At 71.1% G+C, this 12,171-nt stretch carries 11 protein-coding genes; 6 read left to right on the top strand and 5 right to left on the bottom strand.

Annotated features, from left to right (window positions below; genetic code table 11):
* Positions 1-81: 81 nt before the first annotated feature.
* Positions 82-738 carry a hypothetical protein gene (locus DEJ04_RS10345; RefSeq protein ID WP_128780543.1) on the bottom strand — a complete coding sequence of 219 codons (657 nt, stop codon included), beginning with the start codon at positions 736-738 and terminating at the stop codon, positions 82-84.
* A 141-nt stretch (positions 739-879) separates the two neighbouring features.
* On the opposite strand from DEJ04_RS10345, the gene DEJ04_RS10340 reads away from it, so the two are divergent.
* The 4 genes from DEJ04_RS10340 to rlmB are packed head-to-tail and all read left to right on the top strand — an operon-like array spanning position 880 to position 5,122.
* Positions 880-1,362 (top strand): CarD family transcriptional regulator, encoded by a 483-nt coding sequence (locus DEJ04_RS10340; protein WP_017888066.1) that lies wholly within the window; start codon positions 880-882, stop codon positions 1,360-1,362.
* A 16-nt stretch (positions 1,363-1,378) separates the two neighbouring features.
* A complete protein-coding gene (ispD, locus tag DEJ04_RS10335) occupies positions 1,379-2,641 on the top strand; it encodes a 2-C-methyl-D-erythritol 4-phosphate cytidylyltransferase (RefSeq protein WP_375334731.1) in 1,263 nt (420 codons plus the stop codon).
* A gap of 32 nt (positions 2,642-2,673) precedes the next feature.
* Positions 2,674-4,083 carry a cysteine--tRNA ligase gene (gene cysS / locus DEJ04_RS10330; RefSeq protein ID WP_111047013.1) on the top strand — a complete coding sequence of 470 codons (1,410 nt, stop codon included), beginning with the start codon at positions 2,674-2,676 and terminating at the stop codon, positions 4,081-4,083.
* Between the two features lie 28 nt (positions 4,084-4,111).
* The gene (rlmB, locus tag DEJ04_RS10325) at positions 4,112-5,122 is read left to right on the top strand and encodes a 23S rRNA (guanosine(2251)-2'-O)-methyltransferase RlmB (protein WP_027466607.1); all 1,011 of its coding nucleotides are present in this window, start codon (positions 4,112-4,114) and stop codon (positions 5,120-5,122) included.
* A gap of 286 nt (positions 5,123-5,408) precedes the next feature.
* On the opposite strand, the gene DEJ04_RS10320 is transcribed toward rlmB, so the two are convergent.
* On the bottom strand, positions 5,409-6,725 hold the full coding sequence (locus DEJ04_RS10320; RefSeq protein ID WP_111024143.1) for a DUF4032 domain-containing protein: 1,317 nt from the start codon (positions 6,723-6,725) through the stop codon (positions 5,409-5,411).
* A gap of 84 nt (positions 6,726-6,809) precedes the next feature.
* Positions 6,810-7,910 carry an ABC transporter ATP-binding protein gene (locus DEJ04_RS10315; RefSeq protein ID WP_071404078.1) on the bottom strand — a complete coding sequence of 367 codons (1,101 nt, stop codon included), beginning with the start codon at positions 7,908-7,910 and terminating at the stop codon, positions 6,810-6,812.
* 243 nt (positions 7,911-8,153) lie between these two features.
* Between DEJ04_RS10315 and DEJ04_RS18815 the strand changes: the two genes are divergently transcribed.
* Complete coding sequence (locus DEJ04_RS18815; protein WP_111047012.1) at positions 8,154-9,098, top strand: thioredoxin domain-containing protein; 945 nt, start codon at positions 8,154-8,156, stop codon at positions 9,096-9,098.
* A gap of 85 nt (positions 9,099-9,183) precedes the next feature.
* Here the strand turns inward: DEJ04_RS18815 and DEJ04_RS10305 are convergent, their stop codons facing one another.
* Positions 9,184-10,077 carry a neutral zinc metallopeptidase gene (locus DEJ04_RS10305; protein ID WP_111047011.1) on the bottom strand — a complete coding sequence of 298 codons (894 nt, stop codon included), beginning with the start codon at positions 10,075-10,077 and terminating at the stop codon, positions 9,184-9,186.
* 114 nt (positions 10,078-10,191) lie between these two features.
* Here DEJ04_RS10305 and DEJ04_RS10300 point away from each other — a divergent pair, with 114 nt between their 5' ends.
* The gene (locus DEJ04_RS10300) at positions 10,192-11,334 is read left to right on the top strand and encodes a glycerol dehydrogenase (protein ID WP_111047010.1); all 1,143 of its coding nucleotides are present in this window, start codon (positions 10,192-10,194) and stop codon (positions 11,332-11,334) included.
* A 45-nt stretch (positions 11,335-11,379) separates the two neighbouring features.
* Here DEJ04_RS10300 and DEJ04_RS10295 read toward each other — a convergent pair whose 3' ends face one another.
* The gene (locus tag DEJ04_RS10295) at positions 11,380-12,147 is read right to left on the bottom strand and encodes an NAD(P)H-hydrate epimerase (protein WP_111047009.1); all 768 of its coding nucleotides are present in this window, start codon (positions 12,145-12,147) and stop codon (positions 11,380-11,382) included.
* Positions 12,148-12,171 lie beyond the last annotated feature (24 nt).

Below are 12,171 nucleotides of genomic sequence, written 5' to 3'. Positions count from 1 at the left end.
GGCCCGGTGCGAGTCCCTGGGACTCGCACCGGGCCTCCTGTGCGAACGGTCCGGGCGCGGTGTCAGCCGCGCCCGTCGGCGTCAGTTGGTGCCGTTGTCGCCCTCGGACGAATCCGTCTGCGAGTCCGTCGGCTGCGTGCCGGGCACGGCCTCGCCGGTCGACTGTGCGCCGCTCTCGGACGGGGACGTCGAGGTGGGCGTCGGGGTCGGGCTCGGCGCGAGGGTCTGGTACTCCTCCTGCGAGCTCGTCAGCACCGGCACGTTGGCCGAGGTGCCCTCGGCGTCGGGGTAGCTGAAGTAGACCTTCACGAGCGAACCGGGCTTGGCGTCCGCGTTGTCGAACACGATCGGCTCGGCGTCACCGGCGGTGGTGCCCTGCGTGGTGTCGCCCTCTTGCACGCTCGACTCGTCGTCACTGCCCGCACCCGCGGCCATGGCGAGGTCGACGTGGGTGTTCGCCGGCACGTCGACGGTCTGGGTGTCGCCGCCGATCTCGATCGAGACGGTGTAGTCGTCCTGGTCGTCGTTGTTCACCAGCGTGCCGATGAAGCGGGCGCTCTCACCGTCGTCCGAGATCAGGAGGGCGTTCCGCACGTCGACCTTGCCGGTCGAGACGTCCACGCCGTCGGTGATCTGCTTGATGTCGACGGTGTGGGCCGGCGACATGAACTCGCACCCGGTGGCGCCGAGCGCGATGGTTGCCGCAACGGCGACGGACACGAGTACCCGAGGTCGCAAGAGATTCCTCCGTAAGTCACGATGGAGACCGGGCGGTCCCCGCGCCCATCCTAGCGATCACCGGGAGGGGTGAGCGTTGAGGGTCCCCTTACCGGAACGGCCCTTGTGGTAAACTGGATGTCTGGGAACGGAGCCTGATACATGCAATTCGAGGTCGGCGAGACCGTCGTCTACCCCCATCACGGGGCGGCAACCATCTCTGAAGTCAAGACTCGCGTCATCAAGGGCGAGGAAAAGGTCTACCTGAAACTGCGGGTGACGCAGGGTGACCTGACGATCGAGGTCCCGGCGGACAACGTCGACCTGGTCGGCGTCCGCGACGTGATCGGCAAGGAAGGACTCGACAAGGTGTTCGAGGTCCTCCGGGCACCGTTCACGGAAGAGCCCACCAACTGGTCACGCCGCTACAAGGCGAACCTCGAGAAGCTCGCTTCCGGTGACGTCATCAAGGTGTCCGAGGTCGTCCGCGACCTCTGGCGGCGCGATCAGGACCGCGGGCTCTCCGCGGGTGAGAAGCGGATGCTGGCCAAGGCCCGGCAGATCCTGATCTCCGAGCTCGCGCTGGCCGAGAAGACCGACGAGGACAAGGCATCGACCGTCCTCGACGAGGTCCTGGCTTCCTGAGCCTGACGACAGCGCACTGAACACGACAGCACGAACGACGACCGCACGGTTCCCCGAAGGGGTGGACCGGGCGGTCGTCGTCGTTGCGGCGGGCTCCGGCACCCGGCTCGGCATCGGGACCGCGAAGGCGTTCGTGCCCGTGGCCGGTTCGCTGATGCTCGCGCGGGCGCTCGAACCCCTGTTCGCCTTGCCGTCACCGACGCTCGTCGTCGTGGTCGCACCGGCGTCGCACCTGGACGAGTGCCGCCAGGTGGTCGGTTCGGTCGCGGGTGCTGCGGTCGCGTACACGGACGTCGTCGCCGGAGGCGCGGATCGCCACGGGTCGGTCGAGGCCGGCCTGGCCCTCCTGCCGGACTCCGTCGACACGGTGCTCGTGCACGACGCGGCGCGGTGCCTCACGCCCGCGGCACAGTTCTCGCGGGTGTTCGACGCCGTCGCCGCCGGTGACGGTGCGGGCGTCGTGCCGGCACTCCCCGTCACGGACACGGTCAAGCGGGTCGACGGTGACGTCGTCGTCGAGACCGTCGACCGTGCGGCGCTCGTCGGGGTGCAGACGCCGCAGGGCTTCCCGCTCGCGGCACTGCGGCAGGCCTACGCGGTGTCGTCGCAGTCCGAGACGGACGACGCCGGGGTGTTCCAGGCCGTCGGGGGCACCGTGCGCTTTGTGCCGGGTGACGCCGACGCCTTCAAGATCACGACGCCGTGGGACCTCGGCCGGGCCGAGTCGATCGTGCGGGCGCGGACCGAGGCTGGTGCTGGTGCTGGTGCGGCTGCCGGTGCGGCGGGGGCCAACCCGGCTGACGCCGTCGTCGCGGTCCGACTCGGGCTCGGGGTCGACGTGCACGCCTTCGACGACGCCTCGCCCTGCCGCGTGGGGCTGCTCGACTTCCCCGGCGAGCCCGGCCTGTCCGGGCACAGCGACGGTGACGCGGTTGCGCACGCGGTGTGCGACGCCCTGCTCTCTGCCGGGGGCCTCGGCGACATCGGCGGACGCTTCGGCACCGCCGACCCGCAGTACGCCGGCGCCACGGGCGACGTGTTCGTCCGCGGCGCGGTCGCGCTGCTCGCGGACGCCGGGCTCGTGCCGGTGTCCGTCACCGTGCAGGTCATCGGCAACCGGCCGCGCATCGGCCGCCGGCGTGACGAGATGCAGGACGCCCTGTCCGCGGTCGTCGGTGCGCCCGTCGCCGTGTCCGGCACGACGACCGACGGGCTCGGGTTCACCGGCCGTGGCGAGGGGCTCGCGGCGATCGCCACGGCACTCGTGCGTCCCTCCTGAAACCGCGGCCCCGCGCCGATTATGGTTGAGGCGTGACCGTTCGCCTCTACGACTCCCGCGCCGCAGCCGTCGTCGACCTCGTGCCCCTGGTCGACGGACACGTGAGCGTCTACGTCTGTGGTCCGACGGTGCAGTCGTCGCCGCACATCGGGCACCTGCGGTCCGCGCTCGTCTACGACATCTGGCGTCGGTGGCTCACCCACCGTGGGTACCGGGTGACCCTGGTGCGCAACGTCACCGACATCGACGACAAGGTCCTCGACCTGGCGGCAGGCACCGACGAGGAGTGGTTCGCCCGCGCCTACCGGGTCGAGCTCGAGTTCACGGCCGCGTACAACGCCCTCGGCATCCTGCCCCCGACCTACGAGCCCCGCGCCACGGCGAGCGTGCCGCAGATGCACGAGATCATCCAGCGCCTGATCGACCGCGGGCACGCCTACGCCGCCGACGACGGCTCGGGTGACGTCTACTTCGACACCGGCAGCTGGGCCGACTACGGGGTGCTCACCCGGCAGCGGCGCGAGGACATGGTCGAGGCCGCCGACGCCGATCCGCGTGGCAAGCGCGACGCCCGTGACTTCGCGCTCTGGAAGGGTGCGAAGCCCGGCGAGCCGTCGACGGCCAACTGGGACTCCCCGTGGGGCGCAGGCCGCCCGGGCTGGCACATCGAGTGCTCGGCGATGTCGCGCCGGTACCTCGGCCCCGCGTTCGACATCCACGGCGGCGGGCTCGACCTGCGCTTCCCGCACCACGAGAACGAGCTCGCGCAGTCCACGGCCGCCGGGGACCCGTTCGCGTCCTACTGGCTGCACAACGGCCTGGTGACGGTCGAGGGGCAGAAGATGTCGAAGTCGCTCGGCAACTCGATCTTCGCGGCGGACTTCCTCGGATCCGCCCGTCCCGCCGTCGTCCGCTACTTCCTCGGTGCCGCCCACTACCGCTCGTCGATCGATCACCACGAGGGCTCCCTGGCCGAGGCCGAGGCGGCGTACGACCGCATCGCCGGGTTCCTCGAGCGCGCCGAGACCCGGCTCGAGGGCTTCCACCTTGCCGACGCCCCGGCCGTGCCCGACGCCTTCGCCGCGGCCATGGACGACGACCTCTCCGTGCCCCAGGCCCTGGCCGTGCTGCACGAGACCGTGCGCACCGGCAACGCTGCACTGGACGCCGACGATGCGGAAACGCTCGGGACCGCGTACCATCAGGTGGCTGCGATGGTGGAGGTGCTCGGCATCGACCCGCGAGCCGCCCACTGGTCGGGCGGCGGCCATGACACCTCGGCAGGCCCGCTCGCCGCCCTCGTCGAACGCCTCGTGCAGGAGCGCGCGGACGCCAGGGCAGCACGGGACTTCACCGCGGCCGACCGCGTGCGCGACGACCTCGCCGCCGCGGGCATCACGATCGAGGACACGCCGTCCGGAACACGCTGGAGCATCGCCTGAACACGGCAGTGCCGAACAGGAGCTACGCATGAAGAACGTCTCGGGAAGCAAGAAGGGTCGGCCCGGCGCCGTCCGCACCGGTCGCAAGGGCAACAAGCAGGTCGGCTCCGGCGGACAGGGCGCCCAGGCGCTCGAGGGTCGCAAGCCGACCCCGAAGGCCGAGGACCGCCCGTACCACCCGGCCGGCAAGCGCAAGGCCGCGAAGGACCGCTTCGAGGCGGCCAAGGGCCGGCACGGTTCCTCGAGCACCCCGCAGGGTCGCACGGGCCGTCCGCCGGCACGCAAGACCGACGACTCCGAGCTGGTGACCGGGCGCAACTCCGTGCTCGAGGCCCTGCGCACGAAGACCCCGTCGTCGACGCTCTACATCGCGTCGCGCATCGAGGTCGACGACCGCGTGAAGGAGATCCTCGCGCTCGCCAACCACCGTGGCGTGCCGATCATCGAGCTCATGCGTCCCGAGCTCGACCGCATCACCGGACACGACAGCGTGCACCAGGGCGTCGCCCTCAAGGTGCCGGCGTACCAGTACGCCGTGTCCGAGGACATCGTCGAGCAGGCCTTCTCGCGTGACCAGGTCCCGCTGCTCGTCGCACTCGACGGCATCACCGACCCCCGCAACCTCGGCGCGATCATCCGCTCGACCGCGGCGTTCGGCGGACACGGCGTCATCGTGCCGCAGCGTCGTTCGGTCGGCGTGACGGCGTCGGCGTGGAAGACCTCGGCCGGGGCCGCCGCACGCACGCCGGTCGCGATGGCCCCGAACCTCACGCAGACCCTGAAGTCGCTCAAGTCGATGGGCCTGTTCGTCCTCGGCCTGGACGGCGACGGTGACGTGGAGCTCGACGGCCTCGAGCTCGCGGACCGCCCGATCGTGATCGTCGTCGGTTCCGAGGGCAAGGGCCTGTCGCGCCTGGTCACCGAGACCTGCGACGCCATCGTGTCGATCCCGATCTCGAGCGCCACCGAGTCCCTGAACGCCGGCATCGCCGCGAGCGTCACCCTGTGGGAGGTCGCGCGGCGCCGTCGCACCGCGTAGCCCCAGCACTTCGTGAGCAGGAATGGTCGCCTCCCCGAGCGGGAGGCGACCATTCCTGCTCACGGTGGCAGGCGGGGCTGGGTGTGACGGTCTGGAGGGCCGGCGCCGGTCCCCGGGACGCGGGCCGGGCCTCCAGGCGGTCGCGTTGCCGACCCCCGAACGGTCAGGACGCGTTGGCTGGTGCCCGCCGTGCGGTCACGAGTCGTCGCTGCGCGACGCCGCAGTCGACGGTCTGCGACCGGTCGCCGCCCACTCGGCGGGGTGTCGTGACCGAGCGGGGACCGCGTCAGACCGTGGCGCGCCAGTCGTCGACGTCGTCGGACTCGTCGGACTCGTCGGCGTCGTCGTCGTCCAGCACCGGGATCGGCACGGTGATCGACGAGGTCGGCGGGTTGATGAGCAGGCGCTCGTCGCGACGGTGTCGGAGCACGTCGTTGATGTAGGCGGTCGTGGCCTCGGGCAGCGAGACGGAACGCTCCTCTTGCTGGGACATGAACCAGCGGTGCTCGAGCAGCTCGTGGAACACCTCGGCGGGTTCGAGCCGACCGCGCAGGTCACGGGGGATCGAGCGGACGACGGGCTCGAAGACCCGTGAGACCCACTCGTGCGCCACCATCTCCTCGTCGAGTTCGTCACGGCCGTTGCGGGCACGGTACGAGTCGAGGTCGTTGAGCAGGCGCCGGGCCTGGTTCTCGCCGGCGTCGAGCCCGGTGAGCCGCAGCAGTCGGCGCTGGTGGTGCCCGGCGTCGACGACCTTCGGCTGGATCCGGACCTGCGAGCCGCCCTCGGTCGTGTGGATCGACAGTTCTTCGATGTCGAAGCCGAGCTCGTTCAGGCGCTCGACGCGGTCGTTGATGCGCCAGCGTTCCTTGATGTCGAACTGCTCGGTGCCGGTGAGCTCGGTCCAGAGCGTCCGGTACTGGGCGACGATGCGGTTCGACACGTCCACGGGGTCGGCGTTCTCGTCGAGTCGCCCGCCGGCCTCGAGGTCGAGCAGCTCGCCGGCGATGTTCACCCGGGCGACCTCGAGGTCGTTCTCGCGCTGACCGTTCGACAGCCCGCCGGGGTAGAGCTTGCCGGTCTCGGCGTCGACCAGGTACGCGGCGAAGGCGCCGGCGTCGCGACGGAACAGCGTGTTCGACAGGGACACGTCGCCCCAGTAGAACCCGATGACGTGCAGGCGGACGAGCAGCAGCGCGAGGGCGTCGACCAGACGGGTGGCGGTCTCCGGGCGCAGCGTCTGCGAGTAGAGCGCGCGGTAGGGCAGGGAGAACCGCAGGTGGCGGGTCACGAGCACGGGGTGCAGTGGTTCACCGTCGGCGTCGACGCGGTTCGTGATGACCGCGACCGGGTCCACGCACGGCACGTCCATCCGCTGCAGGGTCCGGAGCATCTCGTACTCGGACCGGGCGACCTCTTCGCCGGTCTCCTTCACCGCGGCGACGTAGCCGCTCAGGTGCACGAACCGCACGAGGTGCCGCGAGATGCCCTTCGGCAGCGCGACGATCGTGTCGTCGGGCCAGTCGGCGAGTGGCAGGTCCCACGGCAGGTCGAGCAGGCCGGGGTCGACGGTGGCGGCGGTGATGGACATCGAGTCGGGCACGGTGGTTCCTCTGGTGTCGGGGACAGCCGAGAGCCCGCGTCCGCCCTTGTGAGGCGGGCGCGGGCTCTCGGGGGAGTGCGCTGGTTACGCGCTGACGACGGCCTTGTCGTCGAGGCGGTCGCCCGACTCGGTGTCGAAGGCGTGGACGTGGCCCTGCTTCGGCGTGATGACGATCGTGTCACCGATCGACGGGTGTGCACGACCGTCGACACGGGCGACGATGTCGGCGCGCTGGCCGTTCACGTCGGCGTGGCCGTAGAGGTAGCCGTCGGCGCCGAGCTCCTCGACGACGTCGACCGTGACGGGCAGGCCCTCGCCGGTCTGCGACACGATGACGTCCTCGGGGCGGATGCCGACCGTGATCTGTGCGGCACGGGCGTTCGACAGGGTGTCGCGGTCGATCGCGTGGTTGAGCGTGCCGAACTTGATGCCGCCCTCGATGACGTCCGCGGGCAGCAGGTTCATGGCCGGCGAACCGATGAAGCCGGCGACGAACACGTTGTTCGGCTTCTCGTACAGGTCACGCGGGGTGCCGACCTGCTGCAGGATGCCGTCCTTGAGCACCGCGATGCGGTCACCCATGGTGAGGGCCTCGGTCTGGTCGTGCGTGACGTAGACCGTGGTGACGCCGAGACGACGCTGCAGCGACGCGATCTGCGTGCGGGTCTGGACGCGGAGCTTGGCGTCGAGGTTCGACAGCGGCTCGTCCATGAGGAACACCTGCGGCTGACGGACGATCGCACGGCCCATCGCGACGCGCTGACGCTGACCACCGGAGAGCGCCTTCGGCTTGCGGCCGAGGTAGTCCTCGAGGTCGAGGAGCTTGGCGGCTTCCTGCACGCGGGTGGCGCGCTCTTCCTTGCCGACGCCGGCGATCTTGAGCGCGAAACCCATGTTCTCGGCGACGGTCATGTGCGGGTACAGCGCGTAGTTCTGGAACACCATCGCGATGTCGCGGTCCTTCGGCGGGACGTCCGTGACGTCGCGGTCGCCGATGCGGATCTGACCGGAGTTGACCTCTTCGAGGCCGGCCAGCATGCGGAGCGAGGTGGACTTGCCGCAGCCCGAGGGGCCGACGAGGACGAGGAACTCGCCGTCGGCGACGTCCAGGTCGAGGGAGTCGACCGCGGGACGGTTGCCTCCGGGGTAGAGACGGGTTGCCTTGTCATAGGTGACGGACGCCATGAGCGTTCGGTCCTTCCTTCACCGGCAGGTACGTGCCGGACGATCCGAGTGAAGCGGTGTGCCCGTACGGGCCCCGGACAGTCGCCGTCGACTGTCGAGGTTCATACAACACGAGTTCACCCGGGTGCGCCAGTGTTTTCCCCCTTGGTCGGCGGCTTCCCAGAGCGCCCCACTACAATCGCCGGGTCCGTCCGCCGAGCAGGGGAACGCCGAGCGGACACCGATCAGGAGGACGACGCACCGATGAACAACCGCCCCGAGGGTGCCGCCCGCGCCGCGCGGAACGAGCGCCGTGAAGCCGCCCGCCAGCGAGCCCAGCGTGCCCGGACCCAGCAGAAGCGACGCCAGCGTGGTGTCCGGCTCGGCCTGCAGATCGGGCTCGGGGTCGTGCTCCTCGCCGCCGCGACGATCGTCACGCTCGTACTGGTCGACTCCGTGAAGCCCGCCGGCCCCGGCCCGTCGACCATGTCGCAGGGCGGCATCACCATCGGGCAGGACCTGAAGCCCGTCGCGGCGTCCGCGTCCGGATCGGCCTCCGCGTCGCCGAGCAGCGCCGCGACCGACGGCGCCGGCACCGTCCGGATCACCCTGTACGTCGACTACCTCTGCCCGGGCTGCGGCCAGTTCGAGCAGGCGAACGGCGACTACATCAAGGACCTCGTCGACTCCGGTGCGGCCACGGTGGACATCCACCCGGTCGCGGTCCTGTCGAACCGCTCGCAGGGCACGAAGTACTCTCTCCGCGCCGCGAACGCCGCCGCCTGCGTCGCCGAGCACTCCCCGAACCAGTTCTACGCGGTGAACCAGGCGCTCTTCGCGAAGCAGCCGGACGAGGGCACCCCTGGTCTGACCGACGCGGAGCTCACCGACGTCGTCACGGGCGTGCAGGGGCTGCAGGAACGGAGCGCCGTCCGGAGCTGCATCGCCGACCAGGACTACGCCAAGTGGGTGGACGAGCAGACGACGGCGGTGTCCGACGGCACGATCCCCGGGTCGACGCTCAAGGAGTTCCCCGGCACGCCGCTCGTGCTCGTGAACGGGCAGCGCTACGAGTTGACCTCCCCGGTCACGAACGACGACTTCCGCACCTTCGTGGTGACGGCCGCCGGGGCGACCGACGCCACCCCGACGCCCACCCCGACGCCCACGCCGAGCGCGACCCCCACGCCCACGCCGACCAAGCGCTGACGCCTGGACGAGCGCTGACGCGCTGACCACGGACGGGAGGCCCGGTGCCAGCTGGCACCGAGCCTCCCGTGGTTCGACGGTGCGGCTACAGGGCCGAACCCGGGATGCTCAGGGTGTCGCAGCTCGTCGCGCCCTGTTGGTAGCCGCGCAGGAACCAGCGCTGTCGCTGCTCGCTCGACCCGTGCGTGAACGAGTCCGGGTCGACGCGGCCGGTCGCGCGCTCCTGGATGCTGTCGTCGCCCACGGCGCTCGCCGCCGACAGGGCGTCGGTGATCTGGGAGCGGGTGATCGGTTCGAAGAACGTCTCGCCGTTCGCGTCCTTCGTCGTGGCGGCGTCGCCGACCCAGGCCCCGGCGTAGCAGTCAGCCTGCAGCTCGACGCGGACGCTGCCCGACGACGCCCCCGTGCCGGAGCGGTCGGTGTTCGCGAACGACCCCTGCAGCTGCTGGATGTGGTGCGCCCACTCGTGCGCGACGACGTACATCTGCGCGAGCGGACCGCCGGACGAGCCGTACTGTGACTGCAGGTCGTCGTAGAACGCGGTGTCCAGGAAGACCGCACGGTCCGGCGGGCAGTAGAACGGGCCGGTCGCGGCCGAGGCCTGCCCGCACGAGGTGTCGGTGGAGTCCTGGAACAGGAAGAACTCCGGTGACGTGTACGAGACACCGAGCGACCGCGCCTCGGACGTCCAGTAGGCGTCGAGCGACTCGGCCGCGCCCTCCATCCGGCACTCGACGCGCAGGTTGGCGTCGCGCCCGGTCCGGCACTCGGGTGCGGCGTCGACGGACTCGCCCCCCTGCTGGATCGTCGTCAGGCCGTTGCCGCCGCCGACGATCCCGCTCACGTCGACGCCGGTGAACTGCAGGATCAGGAACACCACGATGACGCCGACGCCCACGGCGCCTCCGCCGATCGCCGTGGTGCGACCCCGCCGCTTGACCTTGCCGCCCCGGAGTTGCGAGTCGTCGTTGAACGTCATGGTCCCGAACCTACCGATCAGCACCTCCCGATCAGCGGCCGCGCGTACCGTCGGCGGCGTCGGCCACCCCGACACCTGTCGTACACCTGTCGTACAACCGGAAGGAACCGCACGATGGCCACTCCCATCAGCACCGTGATGAGCCCCGCCCGCTACGTCCAGGGCAAGGACGCGATCACCCGCGTCGGCGAGTTCATCGCCCCGATCGGCAAGCGGCCCCTGATCGTCGCCGATGACGTGGTCTGGGGCATCGTCGAGACCGCCGTCTCCGAGAGCTTCCGGTCCGCCGACCTGGCCGTGGAGCGTGTCGGGTTCGGCCGCTTCGCCACCCCCGAGGCCGTCGACGAGCTCGTCGAGCAGATCCGTGCGACGGACGCCGACGTCATCGTGGGGCTCGGCGGTGGCTCCGCGATCGACGCTGCGAAGGCCGCGGGACACCTCGCCGGCATCCGGTGGGCCAGCGTGCCGACGGCCGCGTCCACCGACGCCCCCACCTCGGCGCTCGCCGTCATCTACACCGCCGAGGGCGAGTTCATCGAGTACCGCTTCTTCCCGCACAACCCGGATCTGGTGCTCATCGACACCCGGCTCGTCGCCAACGCGCCGGTGCAGTTCCTGGTCGCGGGCATCGGGGACGCGCTGGCGACCTGGGTCGAGGCCCGTGCCGCGAAGCGCGCCAACGCCGACACCATGGCCGGCGGCCTGCAGACCCAGACCGGCGTCGCGCTCGCCGAGCTGTCGTGGAAGCTCCTGCACGAGAACGCCCTGCAGGCCATCGAGGCCGTCAAGGCCAAGGTCGTCACCCCGGCGCTCGAGAAGGTCGTCGAGGCGAACACGCTGCTGTCCGGCCTGGGCTTCGAGTCCGGGGGCCTCGCCGCCGCCCACGCGATCCACAACGGGCTGACTGCGGCGCCGCAGGCGCACGGCCTGGCCCACGGGCAGAAGGTGAACATCGGGACGATCGCGCAGCTGGTGCTCGAGGGCGCCCCGGCCGAGGAGATCGAGGACTTCGTCGTCTTCACCACGAAGGTCGGCCTGCCGAACACCCTGACCGAGATCGGCCTGACGGTCGACGACCGTGACGTGCTGCGCGCCGTGGCCGAGGCCGCGACGGTGGAGGGCGAGACCATCCACAACATGCCGTTCCCGGTGACGCCCGAGCTCGTGGTCGACGCCCTGGTCGCGATCGAGGGCATCGCACGCAGCGTCCGCGCCGAGCACGGTCTGCCGGAGCCCGTGCTGTACGAGCACCACTGACGTTCGAGCAGCACTGGGGTTCGAGCAGCACTGACGTTCGAGGGGTCAGGTGCGGATCAGCGGCTCCGTCGTCGCCAGATCCGCACCGATCCCGACGTCGACGAGTTCGATCCGGCCGGCGAGGGTGGCGGCGGGTCCGGTCAACAGGCCGGCCTTCACACCGCCGAAGGTGACGGTGACGTCGGCGTGCAGGACGTGGTCGTCCGCGACGCCGCCGGTGTCCACGTCGATGCCGCTCGGCACGTCCACTGCGACCACGAACGGCGCACGCTGGTCGCGGGCGAGCTCACGGATGGCGTCCACGACCTCCCGCGCGGGGGACCGCAGTGCGTTCGCGCCGTGCACCCCGATGCCGAGGATGCCGTCGAGCACCAGGTCGGCCTCGAGTGCGGCCTCGGTCGCGACGTCCGCCAGGCGTTCGCCGTCGCTCCGGCCGGCGGCTCGCAGGATGTCCGCCGCCCCGCCCGCGTTCGGTCCCGAGGCGCCGGACGGGCCGTCCAGCAGACGCGCGCCGGCGTCCAGCGCCGCTGCCAGGCCGGCCTCGTGGACACGGGAGCCGACGCGCAGGACCGCCACGTGCCTCCCGGCCGCTGCCAGGCGAGCGCCCGCGAACAGGGCGTCACCGCCGTTGTCGCCGCTGCCGGCGAGCACGAGGACGGATCCCGGCCCGTCGACCGGCCGCACGGCCGGGTCGTCCAGCAGGTCGCCCACGATGCGCGCGAGCCCGTCGGCGGCCCGTTGCATCAGGGGTTCCCCCGCGTCGAGGTGGGGGCGTTCCGCCGCCCGGATCTGATCGCCGCCGTAGCCGTCCATGGCCACCACACTGCCCCGATACGC

Origin of the sequence: Curtobacterium sp. MCLR17_044, assembly GCF_003234435.1 — a bacterium.
Classification (GTDB): Bacteria; Actinomycetota; Actinomycetes; order Actinomycetales; family Microbacteriaceae; genus Curtobacterium; species Curtobacterium flaccumfaciens.
This window is presented reverse-complemented; position numbering and strand designations above follow the sequence as displayed.